Genomic DNA, 16,403 nt, shown 5'->3' with positions numbered 1-16,403 from the left:
TCGCTTTTTTAGTTCTTATTGGCTGGGTACTTTTGTCATAACGAGTTCCGGCAGAGGCTCGACACGGCGTACCTCGACGGCCGCCGCTCACACACATCAACCGGTAAGTCTCTGGAGAGCGCATGGAATCAGTCATGGAAACACCTCAAACCGGGCACGCGGAGCGCAAGCCGCGCATCGGGCTTGCCTGGCAGATCCTGATCGGCCTCGTGGTCGGCATCGGCGTGGGTTTGGTGCTCAACCGCTTTCCCGAGCTTCGTGCATCGGCCATCGAGGGCTTCCTGCAGCCGGCCGGCGACATTTTCATCCGCCTCATCAAGATGGTCGTAGTGCCGATCGTTTTCACGAGCATGGTGATGGGTATCGCGGGCGTGGGCGACGGGCGCTCGCTCGGGCGCATCGGGTTCAAGACGCTGGTGTACTTCGAAGTCGTCACGACGATCGCCATCGTGCTGGGTCTCGTGCTCGGAAATGTGCTGCATCCGGGTCTTGGCACCGATCTCTCCCAGCTCGGCCATACGGACATCTCGCGCTATCAACAAACTTCACAGCAGACGCAAGGGCACCACGGCTTCATGGCGCTGCTGCTGGGCATCATTCCCGACAACATCATCATGGCGATGGGGCGCGGCGACCTGCTGCCAGTCATCTTCTTCTCGGTGCTGTTCGGTCTTGGCCTGCAATCCGTGCCTGCGGAATATCGCCAGCCGGTGCTCGCGACCTTCAAAGGTATCGGCGACGCGATGTTCAAGGTCACCGGCATGGTCATGCGGTATGCCCCGTTCGGCGTGTGCGCGTTGATCGCGGTCACCGTTGCGAGCTTTGGATTCGGCTCGCTGCTACCGCTCATCAAGCTCGTTGCCGTGACGTATCTTGCGATCGTCCTTTTTGCCGTCGGCGTGCTCGGCGTCACGGCGCGGCTTTTCGGCTTCAACATCTTCACCTTGCTCCGCGTCATCAAGGACGAGTTGATCATCGCGTTCTCGACGTGCAGTTCGGCGACGGTACTGCCGCAACTCATGAAGAAAATGGAGGACTTCGGCGTGCCCAGGAGCATCACGACTTTCGTCGTGCCGACAGGCTATACCTTCAATCTCGATGGCGCTTCGATCTATCTCGGCATCGGCACTTTGTTCGTGGCGCAGCTTTATGGCGTGCATCTCGGCCTGCAAGAGCAGATCGTGCTCGTGTTGACCATGGTCGTCACATCCAAAGGCGCTGCAGGCGTTCCCGGCTTCATGTTCGTCATTCTGCTGACGACGCTCGCTAGCGCCGGATTGCCGCTGGAAGGACTCGCGTTCATCGCAGGTGTGGACCGGATCATGGACATGGGTCGGACCGCGCTGAACGTGGTCGGCAATGCGTTGGCGCCGCTCGTCATTGCCAGATGGGAAGGAACGTACGACGCCGAGAAGGGTAGGGCCTATCTTGCATCGCTGGATGCCTGAGCGTCGGTCGAAATGGAAATGGAAATCATGGAACGAGGAACCGATGAGATGAGTCGTCAACAGGAACAGTTGTTTTCCGCATCGCTCATGCAGAGCATCAAGAGTCGCTTTCACTACGTCGATCATGATGTAGACGGCCGCGCGCGTCTTTTTTTCGATAACGCTGGTGGCTCGTTCCGCCTGAAGTCCGCGCTCGATGCGTTCGCCGGCATCGATGCGCTGCCGGATTGCCCCGAACGCATCCACGAACGTGCTCTGTTCCTGCAAGACATCCAGACACGCGGCGAGGCTGACATTCGTCACATTCTCAACGCGCAAGCCGGCAGCGTGTATCTGTCGCTGACGGCATCGGCCGCAATGTTCGAAATGGTGCGCGCGGTCATGGAGAACGTGCCGGGCAGCAACGCCGTGACAACGATTCTCGAACATCCATCGTCTTTCGATGCGATGAAGCTTTACTGCGAGCGTACGGGTCGTGAGTTGCGTGTCGCGCCAAGCAACGCGGAAACGGGTGGCGTCGACGTCGATGCGATCATCTCGCTGATCGATGACGATACGGCGCTCCTCAGCGTGATGTACGCATCGAACATTTCGGGCGCGAAGCTCGACATCGCGAGCATCGCCAAACGCGCGCGCGAGCGGCGGCCGGACTTGTTCATCATCGTCGATGCGGTTCAGCATGCGCCGCACGCGGTCATCGACCTGCAGAAGACACCGGTCGACGGCATCAATTTCGCACCGTACAAATTTTTCGGTTGCCGGGGCGCGGGTGTGACATGGCTGTCCGAGCGGCTCGCGGAACTGCCGCATCATCGACTCGATGCCAAGGCGAAGGGCGCCTGGGAACTCGGTAGTCCCGCGCCGGCGCAGTTCGCCGTGGTGAGTGCAATCGTGGACTACGTCGCGTGGATCGGCTCGCAAACGAGCGATGCGCAGGACCGGCGGGAACTGTTCATCCGTGGGATGAAACGTATCGAAGAACACGAGCGCGCGCTTCTGGCTCTGTTGCTCGACGGTGCAGACGGACAACGTGGTCTACGAGCCATCGACGGCGTCCGCGTCTTCTGGGATCACGACGATCTCACGCGTCGCGACCTGATCGTGGGCATCGGGTTCGACGACCTTGATCCGACTGCGGCGGTGCGCGCTTATGAACAACGTGGCGTGATCGTCTACGAGCGGATTGCATCCAGTCTGTATTCGGGGCGCATGCTGAAGTCGTTCAATCTCGACGGAGCGGTGCGCATCTCGCCCTTGCACTGTCATGACCAGGGCGACATGCTCCGATTTCTCGCCGTCACGGAGGAAATCGCGACGGAAGCGCGCCGGGGCGAGTAAGCCGCGTGAGAATACGAGTGCATTCAAGCTTGTGACCGCTGTAACCGTGCTAGCGGTCAGAGAGTTTGTTCCAGGCGGAACGGCGACCGTGGCTCAAATTCGCCGGGCATCCGCCGGGCACTCCAGCACCTGGCAGGATCGGTGATGTGGGGTCGCTCAAAGCCTATGAGCGCGCGTTGGAGCCGAAGCGACTGGTGATGATCAAGGGCGGCCATTTCGATCCGTATCTTGCGGAGTTCGAAACCGCATCGCGCGCGGCGCTCGACTGGTTCAAGGCGAATCTTTCACATGCAGTGTTGACCATAACGCTCGCCCCTGCACGCACAAAACGTGGCCCCAAAGGGCCACGTCCCATCCCACCCAACCTACTTCAACATCTCCGGCTCCGACCGAACCCCCGTCGTCCCTTGCGCCTCAAGACTATCGATCGCCCGACGCACACCCGCTCCATACGCCGGGTCCGCCTTCCCGCAATGTTCGATGTGCAAATCTTTGACCGCTTTCGACACGCCATGCATGGCACGCGCCGTGTTCTCGAACAGAACCTGCTGCTGCGCCGCCGACATAAGCCGGAACAGATCGCCCGGCTGTGAGAAGTAATCGTCGTCGACGCGATGATTCCAATGGTCGGCCGCACCTTCGATGGAGAGAGGCGGTTCGCTGAAGTCAGGCTGATCCAGCCACGCGCCCTTCGTGTTCGGGTTATACGGCGCTGTGCCGCCGTGATTTCCGTCGACCCGCAAGACGCCGTCGCGGTGGTAACTGTTGTAGTGGCTGGCGCCGCGTGGTGCGTTCACCGGAATCTGGTGATGGTTGACCGTGAGGCGGTAACGCTGTGCGTCACCGTAGGAAAAGAGCCTGCCTTGCAGCATCTTGTCCGGTGAGAAGCTGATGCCGGGCACGACGTTCGCCGGATTGAAGGCCGCCTGTTCGACATCGGCAAACCAGTTCTCCGCGTTGCGATTCAGTTCGAAGAACCCCACTTCGATAAGCGGATAGTCCTTTTTCGACCAGACCTTGGTGAGATCGAACGGGTTCACTTTATACGTCGACGCTTCCTTCTCGGGCATGATCTGAACGTACAAAGTCCAGCGCGGAAATTCTTTGCGCTCAATGGCCTCGTACAAGTCGCGATGATGACTTTCGCGGTCGGAGCCGACCAGTTCCACGGCTTCCGCGTCGCTCATGTTCTCGATGCCCTGCTGCGTGTGCATATGAAACTTCACCCAGAAGCGTTCGCCGGCTGCACTGATGAAGCTGAACGTGTGGCTGCCGAATCCGTGCATGTTTCTGAACGTGCGAGGAATGCCGCGTTCGCTCATCACGACGGTGACCTGGTGAAGTGCCTCGGGCAGTTGGGTCCAGAAATCCCAGTTGCTTTCCGCGCTGCGCAGTCCCGTTCTCGGATCGCGCTTGATCGCGTGGTTCAGGTCTGGGAATTTCAGCGGATCGCGTAGAAAAAATACGGGCGTGTTATTGCCGACCAGATCCCAGTTGCCTTCTTCGGTATAGAACTTGAGTGCGAATCCGCGGATATCCCGCTCGGCGTCGGCGGCGCCTCGCTCGCCAGCGACCGTCGAGAATCGCGCAAACATCTCGGTCTTCTTGCCGATTGCCGAGAAAATTTTCGCTCGGGTGTAAGCGGTGATGTCATGCGTCACCGTGAACGTGCCGAATGCTCCGGACCCCTTGGCGTGCATACGGCGCTCGGGAATGACTTCGCGGTCGAAGTGGGCGAGTTTCTCGAGAAACCATACGTCCTGAAGCAGCGCGGGTCCACGCGGCCCGGCCGTTTGCGTGTTCTGGTTGTCGGGAACGGGAGCCCCGAACGCCGTCGTCAATTTGCTCATGGCATTCTCCGTGGGATATCGGAAGGGAGTTGAGTGCGGATTACCAACCAACGTACTGAACGGAAGCCGGCGCCTCATTGGCCATTTCATTGACCGCCGATGCGCCGACTCGCCAGGACCTGCTTTACGACGTGACGCTTATCTGGCTGCGGCGAGAATCGCGTCGCTTACCTTCGTTGCGTGAGAGAGCATCACGAGATGGCTGGAGTCGACCAACGCTTTCTGCGATTTCGCTCTGTCGGCCATTCTATGCTGTAACGACGGTTGGATGGCGCCATCTTGCTCAGCCACCACATACCAGGATGGTTTCGTTTTCCATGCGGGCGCGGAAACGACGTCGCCTAGCGCCTGCGCCGAGGTGGGTCCCTGTGTGACGAAGGCCACCAGCCGTTCATCTTCCGTCAGGTCCTGGCCGAAGCTCTCATCGATGCCCTTTCGCGTGAGCTTGAGGAAGCCTTGCGAATCGGGACGAACTTCCGCGCCGAGCGGCGCCGGGTCCGCGCTGGCACCGAGCGCGCCGGCCGATTCGCCCTCGTCCGGTGCAAACGCCGCGACATATACCAGGCTTTGCACCTTGCTGTCATTACCCGTCGCCGTCACGACAACGCCGCCGTAGGAGTGGCCGACCAGCACCACCGGTCCGTCGATCAGCGCGAGTGCGCGCTTGACTGTAGCGGCATCGTCCTCCAGCGAGGTCAACGGCATTTGCACGGCGACGGTGGATACTCCGCCAGCCTGCAGAAACGGAATGACTTTGGACCAGCATGCAGCATTTGCCCATGCTCCATGGACGAGTACGGCCGTTACGGATTGACTCATGGTTGCTTCCTTAAGGAGACTGTCTGAACTGCAATTGAGAGAAAAACGCGGCGTTGAAGCGGGACTACGATGATGTAACGGGCGTTGCTGCAATCATGAATGCCATGCCGACCGACGAATCACGCTACAGAAGTTGCCAGCATGAAAATGAGGCTCCTTGTCTGCAATCACATCGGCTTTGACGTTGCCGAACGTGGTGTCCGGTTTATGCTTGATGCCGTCGTAAAAGGCCTGAATGATGTCTTCCTTGAACTGATCGCCACGCGGATGAGCGTCGACAATGGCGTCACGCGTGGCGTTGTCGTAGTGATCGTATTTCAGCCCGAGCACGTCCATCTCGACGCCCGCAGTGACCAACGCGATAACCGGGTCCATGTGTTGTGGAATTCCCGGCGTAGTGTGCAGAGCGATGGCGGCCCAGACAGTGTCGATATCGTTCTGCGAGATACCGTGTCCTTTGAGAAAGTCTCGCGCCGCGTTTGCCCCATCTACCTCGAAACGTTCGTCGTCGCTGCTGTATTGCTTCATCAGACCGAAGTCGTGAAACATGCAGCCGCAGTAGAGCAGTTCGGGGTCGAACTTCAGGCCACGCTCTTTTCCGGCCAATGCGCCGAAATAAAAGACCCGGCTGGAATGATGAAACAGCAGCGGCGTGACCTGTTCACGCACCAGTTCGGTGACTTCCCTGGCGAGTGCGCTATCTGGAACCTTGATGCCATTGATATCCATTGTTTCTTCTCCGCAAAATAAAAGAAATCTGAGGCATTGAACGACGGGTGATGCAGGCACGCCAACGCCGGTTGCAATTCATTGCACGTGCGTACTTCGCTTGGTTTGTGGTTCAGATTACGTTCGGATGACGGCGGCGCGGAGTTCGTGTCCGGCTCGATTGCGGTGGTATGTGCACAGCGGGTAATGCGGGTGCTGGCTGAGTTGAATTCGTATCGTGTTCGGAGTGTAGCGGAGCGCGGACGCCGCGCCATGGCTGTGCCGCCTGACTACATTCTTTCTTCTCTTTGAAGAAAGTCGAGGGCGGGGCGCGCGGGAATCCGACGTCGTCGACCGTGCACTGAGCACGATAAGAGCAGCGCCAGGAGATGGACGGTATATTCCGTTATCGGGATGATTCTTCTGGCGAGGGCGCTGAGAATCGGTGGATCTCCGCACCTCGTTGAAAGGAGTGCAAGCGCATGAACGGTACCGCGATGAACAGAGCCCCCATGCTTATTTCCACCGACCGTGTGCCGCCGGGCGCGAGATTGGCCTTCTGGCAAACCAGGGTAGCGAATCTTTTAACTCACCTGGAGTGTTCATGCGCGATCGACGAAGGCTTTTCCGGCTTGATTACCGCGCATCTATCGAGTCCGGTCAACCTGATTGAAATCGTGGCTGAGTCGCATACGATAGCCCGGGTCAAGCCGAAAATCTCACAGATTGGGGAAGAGCAGGTATTCGTCTGCATACAGATGGCGGGAGAGGCGATCGTCGAGCAGGACAACCGGCGCAATGTGCTGCGTCCTGGCGACATCACTTTGCTCGATACGTCGAAGACATTCCGCGCTGAATTTCCCGAGGCGAAATCTCAACTGGTTCTGCAGATTCCGCGAACGCTCGTGCGTAAGCAGATCGGTCCGATCGAAAATCATACGGCGACCGTCGTCAAGGCTGACAATCCGCTGGGCGTCATGACGAAGAATTTCGCCAGTTCGCTGGCGCAGAATTTCGAGAGCTTTAGCGCAGATATCGCGCAACGGCTGACCGAGCAGGCGATAGACATGGCGCTGATGGCATTCATGGCGCCACGCGGCGACAAGTCGTCTGGCACGACGGGCAATACAGTCACCAGGACGATGCTCGCCTATCGCGGACGAGCATTTATCGAAACGAATCTGCGGGACCATTCATTGGCGCCCGCGGATGTTGCCGAGCATCTGGGAATCTCGAAGCGCTACCTGAGTTCGGTTTTCGCCAGCGATGGTCAGTCGGTCGAACGGTATATCTGGGAGCGGAGACTGGCCAGGTGCGCGCGCGATCTCGAAGACCGCGGGCAGGTCAATCGCGCCATCGGGGATATCGCGTCCTCGTGGGGCTTCAATAACCTCACGCATTTCAGTCAGTCATTCAAAGCGGCTTTCGGCAAAACGCCGCGAGAGTTTCGAAAGGGCGCTTAAAGGCGCTTTTCCTTTTCGCGTCGGGATTGCGCGTTTTCAACGCGCGGCGGGCCGTGGGCGAGTGGGCGTGGTCCAGTTCAGCTTGCAGCTTCCGTCTCGACGGACTCTTCACTAATTACTTTCGGACGTAGGGCACATGGCGCGCCCTTGGCGCATCAACGCTCGTCATAAATCTAAAACGCAACTAACCGTCCGCGTCGACCGGCGTCCGCGTTCTTACAGAGAAGCCCAAGCTTGCAATGACCGGGGTCGTCCCTGGTCGTAGAACGATCAATGCGCGCCTGTCTGCTCCGGCCGAAAAACCCACCACGAGCGCTCTACTGCTGCCTGCCCATTCCCACCATCACCTGGTACTCCCGAAAATCCTCACCATTCGCGCTTGTCGCTCGCCGCGTTCTCACACCTGCTCCGATCTCAACCCCACCAATTCATCCATCAGCAACTGCGCGCCAGGTGAGCGCGGCGCACCTCTGCGCGTCACCAGTTCATAAGGCTCGCTAGTTGAAGCCAGCGTAAGCGGAAGAATTCGCGTCATCTGATGATGCGAAAAGAACTGCGCCACATCGATCGATACGAGCGCGATGAAAGACGGATTGTTCTGTAGCAGCATGAGCGTCGCCAATGTGGATGTCGTTTCCAGCAAATGCAGCGGAAAGCGGATACCGGCGTCGCGAAACTCGCGCTCGAGTAGCAAGCGCATCGGCATATTCGCGCGGTACACCACCCAGCGATACTCCGCGAGATTCGTCAGCGTGACCCGCTTTGCGTGACCGAGCGGATGGTCGACATTCGCAATGACAGCGAGCGTTTCGTCCTGAAGCTTGATGCTGTCATAGAGTTGCGGCGTTTGGCTGATCGTCGTGCGGCAGATCGCCAGGTCAAGTCGTCCGGCTTCGATCTGACTCAGCAGCGTAGCACTGGTGTCTTCGACAATCTCGACGGACATCTCCGGATGCCGCTCGACCAGCGCGGAAATCGCCTCCGTGAGCAGCGGCACCGCGCCCATGATCGCGCCGACCGCCACGCGCCCGCCGTGGCCACGCAAGATGCCGACGATCTCCTGACGCAGATGCGCGACGTCGGTATGAATCAGTCTCGCGTAACGGATCACGCAATGGCCGACTTCGTTCGGCTCCAGCCCCCGGTTCGTGCGGTTGAACAGCGCCGTGCCGAACGTGGTTTCAATTTCCTGCAATGCCTTGCTTGCGCCCGGCTGGGTCAGTCCGACCTGCTGGGCGGCTTTCAGCAACGATCCGTGGTCGCCCAACGCAATCAATAGACGCATCTGCTTGAGATGGAGCCGGGACACGATGGAGTTCAGCGATGGGGTCATCTGGGTTGAGTAAAAGTTATATCAGTATCAAATGTTCTCAGTTACCGGCTGGCGCGCGGCTCCCTATACTGGGTTCAAACAGAGCGACTGACCAAGGATTCAGACAAAAGAAGCCGACGGCTTTCCGGTTCTGGATACGGCTCTCGCAAGCGGCCCCACTATAACTGAAGCTCATTTCCATGTCTCTGATCAACTACATCACGCAAATCCAGTTCGAGTCCGGCGCGGTGCGTCTGCTGAAGCAGGAATGCGAACGCACGGGTATCCGGCGTCCGCTGATCGTGACCGACAAGGGCATCGTGGCCGCGGGTATCGTCGATACCGTGCTGAATGCGCTGGAAGGCAGCCTGCCGGTGACGGTCTACGACGGCACGCCGCCAAACCCCAACGAACAGGCCGTGCGCGAAGCGGTTGCCGCCTTTCACGCGGGCAGTTGCGACGGCATCGTCGCCGTGGGCGGCGGCTCGTCCATCGATCTCGCGAAGGGCGTCGCGGTGTGTGCGACGCATGAGGGTCCGCTGAAAAGTTTCGCGCTGATCGAAGGCGGCGCGGCGCGCATCACGGCAAAGACGGCGCCTGTCATCGCGATTCCGACGACAGCCGGTACCGGCAGCGAAGTGGGTCGCGGCGCGATCCTGATTCTTGAGGACGGTCGCAAGGTCGGCGTGATTTCGCCCTTCGTCGTGCCGAAGACGGCGATCTGCGATCCGGACCTGACGCTCGGCTTACCGTCCACGCTCACGGCGGCCACTGGCATGGACGCCATCGCCCATTGCATGGAAACCTTCATGGCGCCGGCCTTCAATCCGCCTGCCGACGGCATCGCGCTCGACGGTTTGTGGCGCGCTTGGCGGCACATCGAACGCGCAACGCGCGACCCCGGCGACCGCGTCGCACGGATGAACATGATGAGTGCCTCGATGCAGGGCGCGCTCGCGTTCCAGAAGGGTCTTGGCTGCGTGCACAGCCTGAGTCATTCGCTCGGCGGCGTCAATCCGCGTTTGCATCACGGCACGCTCAACGCGATTTTTCTGCCGGCAGTGATCGAATTCAACGCGCAGTCGCCTTCGATGGTGGAAGAAAACAAGCTGGAGCGGCTCGCTAAGGCGATGGGCGTGGGCAGTGCTTCAGAAGTGGCGTCGTCGCTGAAGGCGATGACTCGCCGTCTTGGACTGCCCACCGGCCTCGGCGAACTGGGCGTGACCCGCGAGATGTTCCCCGAGATCGTCAAGGGTGCACTCAAGGACCATAGCCACAAAACGAATCCCCGCGTGGCCTCCGAAGAAGACTATCTCGCGATGCTGGAGGCCTCGCTGTAACGAAGCAGCAAGACGACCCCACCATGCCGCGCAGACGGCAACACAAAAATCAAACGGAGACATTCCCATGCAGGCAAGTAAAAATCTGCGGCGTATTCAGCGCATATCGATCTTTTTCCTGACACTGGCAGGTTGTATCAACTATCTCGACCGTAGCGCACTGTCGGTCGCGAACAGCATGATTCGCGGCGAGATGGGACTCACGGCGTCGCAGATGGGCCTGCTGCTGTCGGCGTTTTCTCTGGCTTACGCTTTCAGTCAGTTGCCGATCGGCGTTCTGCTCGACCGTTTCGGCGCACGCCTGATGCTGGGCGCCAGCATGTTCGCGTGGTCGGTCGCGCAGTTGTGCGCGGGTTTCGTGGGCAATCTCCAGCAGTTCTTCATGGCGCGGGTGTGTCTCGGCATTGGCGAGGCGCCGCAGTTTCCCGCCGGCGCGAAGGTGATCGGCGAATGGTTTGCCGTACGGGATCGCGGCACGCCGACGGGTATTTTCGTGGCGTCGAGCACGATCGGCCCGGCGCTGGCGCCGCCCATTCTCACCGGACTCATGCTGGCGCTCGGGTGGCGCACGATGTTCGTCGTGACCGGTGTGCTCGGCATGCTGGTCGCGCTCGGCTGGTACGTCAGCTATCGCAATCGCAACGAAGTGCAATTGACGCGCGACGAAGAAGCCTATCTGAACCATGAGGAAACGGCGAAGGCGAGCGCCAAACCGTTGAGTGCGGTGCAGTGGCGGAATCTGTTCGGGCAGACAACCACATGGGGCATGCTGTTCGGCTTCATGGGCGTGATCTATATGGTGTGGCTGTATCTGACCTGGCTGCCCGCCTATCTCGAACACGAGCGTGGCATGAGCGTGGCGCGCGCGGGCTGGGTGGTGTCGATTCCTTATTTCGTTGGCACGATCGGCATGCTGAGCAGCGGCTATGTCGCGGACAAACTCTTTCGCCGGGGCATGGCGCCGATCACGAGCCGCAAATGGCCGATCACGGTCGGGCTGATCGGCGCGGCGCTGTTCACGGTGCCCGCTGCGCTCACGCCGTCCGCGTGGCTCGCCATCGTCTATATCTCGCTGGCGATGTTCTTCATCAATCTCGCATCTGGCGGCGCGTGGTCGCTGGTCAGCATCGCCGCGCCGAGGCAGGTGGTTGCGTCGCTCGGCAGCATTCAGAACTTCGGCGGCTTCCTCGCGGGGTCGGCGGCGCCGGTCATTACCGGCGTCGTGGTGGACCGCACGCATTCGTTCGTGAATGCGCTGATCGTCAGCGCGGTCATTGCGGTGCTATCCGCGTTTGCCTATCTGTTCATGGTGCGTCGCCCGATCGTCGTGGACGAAGCGTCGCACGACTCGCCCGCCGCGCCTTTCCCGGCTGCTCAACACGCCGAATGAGCGACGCGTTCGAAGCGTTTTCATCCACGGCCAGTATTCAGGACTGACATGCCGATCATCACCTGTGTCGAAGATTTGCGCCTTCTCGCGAAGAAGCGCGTACCGAAAGCGTTCTACGATTATGTCGATAGCGGATCGTATTCGGAGTCCACCTATCGCGAGAACAGCGCTGCATTTCAGTCTCTCAAGCTGCAGCAACGCGTAGCGATCAATGTCGACCATCGCAGCACGGCCAGCACGCTGATTGGGCAGACCGTCACGATGCCCGTCGCGATTGCGCCGACCGGACTCGCGGGCATGCAATGGGCCAACGGCGAAATACTCGGTGCGCGCGCGGCGGAGCGCTTCGGCGTGCCGTTCACGTTGTCCACGGTCAGCATCTGTTCGATCGAAGACATTGCGCGCCACACGACCGCGCCGTTCTGGTTCCAGCTCTATGTGATGCGCGACCGCGGCTTCAACACGTCGCTCATCGAGCGCGCCAAAGCGGCCGGCTGTTCCGCACTCGTCGTGACATTGGATTTGCAGATCAACGGGCAGCGGCACAAAGACATCAAGAACGGCATGACGGTGCCGCCGCGACTGACTCCGGCCAACCTTCTCGACTTCGCTTCAAAACCCGGCTGGATGTGGCGCGCCATGTCCGGCGCGAGGACCTTCGGCAATCTTGCTGGGCATATCAAGGGCGGCGATGGCGTGATCGCGATCAGCAAATGGGTTGCGTCCCAGTTCGACCCTACGCTGAGCTGGGACGACATTGCGAAGATCAAGCAGCAATGGGGCGGCAAGCTGATCCTCAAAGGCATTCTGAGTGCCGAGGACGCGCGCATCGCGGCATCGCTCGGCGTGGACGCGATCGTCGTGAGCAATCACGGCGGCCGCCAGCTGGATGGCGCGCCGTCGACGGTCGACGCCTTGCCCGCCATCGTCGATGCAGTGGGGGACAAGGTCGAGGTCTGGGTGGACGGCGGCATCCGCAGCGGGCAGGACGTCATGAAGGCGCTGGCGCTCGGCGCGAAAGGCACGATGGTCGGGCGCGCCTTCATGTACGCGCTCGGCGCGATGGGCGAAGCAGGCGTCGCACGCATGCTGCAGATCTTGCAAAGCGAACTCGACGTCAGCATGGCGTTGTCCGGTGTGTCGAGGATTTCGCAGATCGGCCGCCATAACCTTTTTCAACGCGGATCGAACACGCCGGTTACGCGCATGGCGCACACCTCGTTCGAAGCCGCTATTCCCGCTTAAAAACCGTTGGAGAGTAGAGCAATGAATCTGGACATACAGGATCGCTGGGCGCTCGTTTGCGCGGCCAGCAAGGGACTCGGCAAAGGCTGCGCAACGGCGCTGGTGCGCGAGGGTGTCAACGTCGTGATTACGGCACGCGGACGTGAAGCGCTGGACGCAACCGCGAGCGAACTGCAGCAGATCAATCCGCGCGTGAAGGTGCTGGCCGTCGCGGGCGACATCACGACCCGCGAAGGACGCGAACAGGCGCTGTTGGCCGCGCCGCGCATCGATATCCTAGTGAACAATGCCGGCGGTCCGCCGCCGGGCGATTTCCGTTCGTGGTCGCGCGACGACTGGATCGCCGCTCTCGACGCGAACATGCTCACCGCCATCGAACTCATCAAGGCAACCGTGGACGGCATGTCGGAGCGGCGCTTCGGGCGCATCGTGAACATCACGTCCGGCGCGGTCAAGGCGCCCATCGACGTGCTGGGTCTCTCGAACGGCGCGCGCTCCGGTCTCACCGGTTTCATTGCCGGCATTGCGCGTCAAAAGCGTATTGCCGAGCGCAACGTGACCATCAACAACATCTTGCCGGGACTGTTCGAGACGGACCGACTGCGTCAATCGACGGACGCCGCGGCCAAAGCCCAGGGCAAGAGTTTCGACGAAGCACTGGAGGCCAAACGTGCGGCGATCCCCGCAGGCCGCTTCGGAACCGCGGAAGAGTTCGGCGCGCTGTGCGCATTCGTTTGCAGCGCGCATGCAGGCTATCTGACCGGGCAAAACCTGCTGCTGGATGGCGGCGCGTTTCCGGGCACGATGTAACGGCAAATCAATGAAAGGTGACGCAATGGATATCGCTGGCAACCTGCTGATCGGCGCCTCGAAGGTGCAGGGCAGGAACGGAACAACCTATGCGCTCGACGCCGCGACCGGCGAGCAGATGCAACCGGCGTTCGGCGGCGCGAGCGCGCAGGACCTCGACACGGCGTGCGCGCTGGCATGGGCCGCATTCGACCGCTACCGCGAAACGAGTCCGGAATCGCGCGCGCAATTCCTGGAAGCCATCGCCGGCAATATCCTCGATCTCGGCGATGCATTGATCGAGCGATGCGTGCGTGAATCGGGATTGCCGCGCGGTCGTATCGAAGGCGAACGCGCCCGCACTGTCGGCCAGTTGCGGATGTTCGCCGATGTCGTGCGCGATGGCGACTTCGTCGGCGCGCGGATCGATCCCGCGCAGCCGGATCGGAAGCCGCTGCCGCGCGTCGATCTGCGGTTGCGGTACGTGGCGCTTGGACCGGTCGCCGTCTTTGGCGCGAGCAATTTTCCGCTGGCGTTTTCGGTGGCCGGTGGCGACACGGCGTCCGCGCTTGCGGCGGGTTGTCCGGTGATCGTGAAGGCGCATTCCGCGCATCCGGGCACGTCGGAACTCGTCGGCATGGCCGTCCAGAAAGCCGTCAAAGAATGCGGCATGCCCGAAGGAACATTTTCGCTTCTGTTCGGCAGTGGCCGTGAAATCGGCCAGGGCCTCGTGCGAGATTCACGTATCAAGGCGGTGGGCTTCACCGGTTCCCGAGGCGCGGGCACGGACCTGATGAGCGTGGCCGCTGCACGGAAGGAGCCGATTCCCGTCTACGCCGAGATGAGCAGCATCAATCCGGTATTGCTGTTCCCGCACGCGCTGAAGACGCGCGGCGCGGCCATTGCGCGGGCGTTCGCGCAATCCCTCACGCTCGGAGCCGGGCAGTTCTGCACGAACCCCGGCCTGATACTCGCCGTGGACGATCCGTCGCTCGACGACTTCGTTCGCACGGCGGCAGCGGCGCTCAGCGACATCCCCGCTGCGACAATGCTCACCCCCAACATTCAGCGGACGTTCGAATCCGCCGTCGGCACCTTTGCCGCGCAGCCGGACGTGAACCTGGATGGCCGGGGCGCAGCCGTTACGGCGCCGAATCAGGGGCAGGCCGCGATCTTCTCGACAACCGACGCCGTGTTCCGCGACAACCCCGTTTTGCAGGAAGAGATTTTCGGTTCGTCGTCGCTGGTGGTGCGATGCAAGGATCTCGACTCGATGCGCGAACTGGTCGAGCAACTCGAAGGGCAACTGACGTCGGCCCTGCATATCGACGATGAAGATCACGAAGCGGTCCGTCCGTTTCTGCCCGCGCTCGAACGCCGTACAGGCCGCATTCTGGTGAACGGTTTCGGCACCGGTGTCGAGGTCGGTCATGCGATGGTGCACGGCGGCCCGTATCCGTCCACGGCAGACGGCCGTTCAACCTCGGTGGGCAGCCTCGCCATCGAACGGTTCCTGCGGCCCGTCAGCTATCAGGACATGCCGGACGCGCTATTGCCCGCGGCATTGAAGTCGGAAAACCCGTTGAAACTGAACCGGCGAGTCGACGGCAAGATGCAGGCCGCTGAACGCTAACGCCTTTCATCCATAACGATCAGGAGACAAGCATGTGCGTCAGGAAACCGGCGGATACGCCCAACGTCAAGCATCTGCTCGAAGGCCTGCCGACCAATTGGGGCAAATGGGGTGCCGAAGATGAAGTCGGCGCCTTGAATTATCTCCAGTCGGAGCAGGTGTTGCGCGGCATTCAATCCGTGCGCAAGGGCAAGACCTTCACCCTGCAGGTTGAAATCGGCCATGAGAAAGGCGAACCGCTGTTTCCCGGACGCCGCCCGTCGATGCGCATGAACGTGCTGGACAAAGGCCACTATCTGGCCGGCAAGGCGCACTTCGACGGCAACGTCGAATATGCCGACGACGTGATCTTCATGCACGTTCAGGGTTCGACGCAATGCGACGCGCTCGGCCATGTCTGGTACGACGACAAGCTGTGGAACGGATACGACGCGATGAGCACGATCGGCGGCCTGTCGCGCGCCAGCATTCTGCCGATCGCGCATCGCGGGATCGTCGGACGCGCGGTATTGATCGACATGGCCCGTCATCGCGGCAAGCGGGTGCTCGATAAAGGCGAAACCTTCGACCATCGCGACCTGCTGGATGCCGCGCGCGCACAGGGCGTGACCATCGAGCCGCGCGATATTCTGGTCATCCGAACCGGCCTGATCGGCTCGTTTTATGAACGCGACTCGAACGAGTTCTATGAAGACTTTATCGAGCCAGGATTGACCTTCAGCCGCGAACTGGTCAACTGGTTTCACGAAATGGAGATTCCCTGCCTCGTCACCGACACTATGGGCAACGAGGTGACCGTCGATCCGGTCTCGGGCGTCATGATCCCGCTTCATAACGCACTGATGCGCAACCTCGGCATCGTGTTCACGGAGGTCGTGGTACTGGACGACCTGGCGGCGGATTGCGAGCAGGACGGTCAGTGGACCTTCTTCTACGCGGCGGCGCCGCTGAAGATCGTCGGCGGCACGGGCGCGCCGGTGAATCCGGTGGTCATCAAATAATGGGGTCGAAGGGACCCGACGCAGAACATCGTGTGGGTGACGCCTGAAGGCGGCGGGCCGAACTATC

Annotated in this window: 13 protein-coding genes; 9 read left to right on the top strand and 4 right to left on the bottom strand. The window is 60.8% G+C overall.

Translation table 11 applies throughout. The annotated features are described in order from the left end of the window. Window positions 1–122 precede the first annotated feature (122 nt). Together P3T18_RS01385 and P3T18_RS01380 are read left to right on the top strand one after the other, a co-directional pair. Complete coding sequence (locus tag P3T18_RS01385; protein ID WP_429298115.1) at window positions 123–1,448, top strand: cation:dicarboxylate symporter family transporter; 1,326 nt, start codon at window positions 123–125, stop codon at window positions 1,446–1,448. Between the two features lie 48 nt (window positions 1,449–1,496). Then, window positions 1,497–2,786 carry an aminotransferase class V-fold PLP-dependent enzyme gene (locus P3T18_RS01380; protein ID WP_429298114.1) on the top strand — a complete coding sequence of 430 codons (1,290 nt, stop codon included), beginning with the start codon at window positions 1,497–1,499 and terminating at the stop codon, window positions 2,784–2,786. Window positions 2,787–3,151: 365 nt separating this feature from the next. Here P3T18_RS01380 and P3T18_RS01375 read toward each other — a convergent pair whose 3' ends face one another. From P3T18_RS01375 to P3T18_RS01365, 3 genes are all read right to left on the bottom strand, one after another. Next, the gene (locus tag P3T18_RS01375) at window positions 3,152–4,636 is read right to left on the bottom strand and encodes a catalase (RefSeq protein WP_429298113.1); all 1,485 of its coding nucleotides are present in this window, start codon (window positions 4,634–4,636) and stop codon (window positions 3,152–3,154) included. A gap of 138 nt (window positions 4,637–4,774) precedes the next feature. Further along, a complete protein-coding gene (locus P3T18_RS01370; protein ID WP_429298112.1) occupies window positions 4,775–5,455 on the bottom strand; it encodes an alpha/beta hydrolase in 681 nt (226 codons plus the stop codon). A 93-nt stretch (window positions 5,456–5,548) separates the two neighbouring features. Further along, window positions 5,549–6,184 (bottom strand): HD domain-containing protein, encoded by a 636-nt coding sequence (locus tag P3T18_RS01365; RefSeq protein WP_429299016.1) that lies wholly within the window; start codon window positions 6,182–6,184, stop codon window positions 5,549–5,551. Between the two features lie 461 nt (window positions 6,185–6,645). Here P3T18_RS01365 and P3T18_RS01360 point away from each other — a divergent pair, with 461 nt between their 5' ends. After that, window positions 6,646–7,626, top strand: a complete 981-nt coding sequence (locus P3T18_RS01360) for a helix-turn-helix domain-containing protein (RefSeq protein WP_429298111.1) — start codon at window positions 6,646–6,648, stop codon at window positions 7,624–7,626. A gap of 397 nt (window positions 7,627–8,023) precedes the next feature. Here P3T18_RS01360 and P3T18_RS01355 read toward each other — a convergent pair whose 3' ends face one another. Next, window positions 8,024–8,959 carry a LysR family transcriptional regulator gene (locus tag P3T18_RS01355; protein ID WP_429298110.1) on the bottom strand — a complete coding sequence of 312 codons (936 nt, stop codon included), beginning with the start codon at window positions 8,957–8,959 and terminating at the stop codon, window positions 8,024–8,026. Between the two features lie 179 nt (window positions 8,960–9,138). Between P3T18_RS01355 and P3T18_RS01350 the strand changes: the two genes are divergently transcribed. From P3T18_RS01350 to P3T18_RS01325, 6 genes are all read left to right on the top strand, one after another. Further along, a complete protein-coding gene (locus P3T18_RS01350; protein ID WP_429298109.1) occupies window positions 9,139–10,278 on the top strand; it encodes an iron-containing alcohol dehydrogenase in 1,140 nt (379 codons plus the stop codon). A gap of 67 nt (window positions 10,279–10,345) precedes the next feature. Further along, complete coding sequence (locus P3T18_RS01345) at window positions 10,346–11,668, top strand: MFS transporter (RefSeq protein ID WP_429298108.1); 1,323 nt, start codon at window positions 10,346–10,348, stop codon at window positions 11,666–11,668. A gap of 48 nt (window positions 11,669–11,716) precedes the next feature. Further along, window positions 11,717–12,913: an alpha-hydroxy acid oxidase gene (locus tag P3T18_RS01340; RefSeq protein WP_429298107.1), complete on the top strand. Its 1,197-nt coding sequence runs from the start codon at window positions 11,717–11,719 to the stop codon at window positions 12,911–12,913. A gap of 21 nt (window positions 12,914–12,934) precedes the next feature. Continuing rightward, window positions 12,935–13,723 (top strand): SDR family oxidoreductase, encoded by a 789-nt coding sequence (locus P3T18_RS01335; RefSeq protein WP_429298106.1) that lies wholly within the window; start codon window positions 12,935–12,937, stop codon window positions 13,721–13,723. 25 nt (window positions 13,724–13,748) lie between these two features. Beyond that, window positions 13,749–15,335, top strand: coding sequence for an aldehyde dehydrogenase (NADP(+)) (locus P3T18_RS01330; protein WP_429298105.1), 1,587 nt, complete (start codon window positions 13,749–13,751; stop codon window positions 15,333–15,335). Between the two features lie 32 nt (window positions 15,336–15,367). Continuing rightward, window positions 15,368–16,336: a cyclase family protein gene (locus P3T18_RS01325; protein WP_429298104.1), complete on the top strand. Its 969-nt coding sequence runs from the start codon at window positions 15,368–15,370 to the stop codon at window positions 16,334–16,336. Window positions 16,337–16,403 lie beyond the last annotated feature (67 nt).

The organism is Paraburkholderia sp. GAS199, assembly GCF_050436585.1.
GTDB lineage: Bacteria > Pseudomonadota > Gammaproteobacteria > Burkholderiales > Burkholderiaceae > Paraburkholderia.
This window is presented reverse-complemented; position numbering and strand designations above follow the sequence as displayed.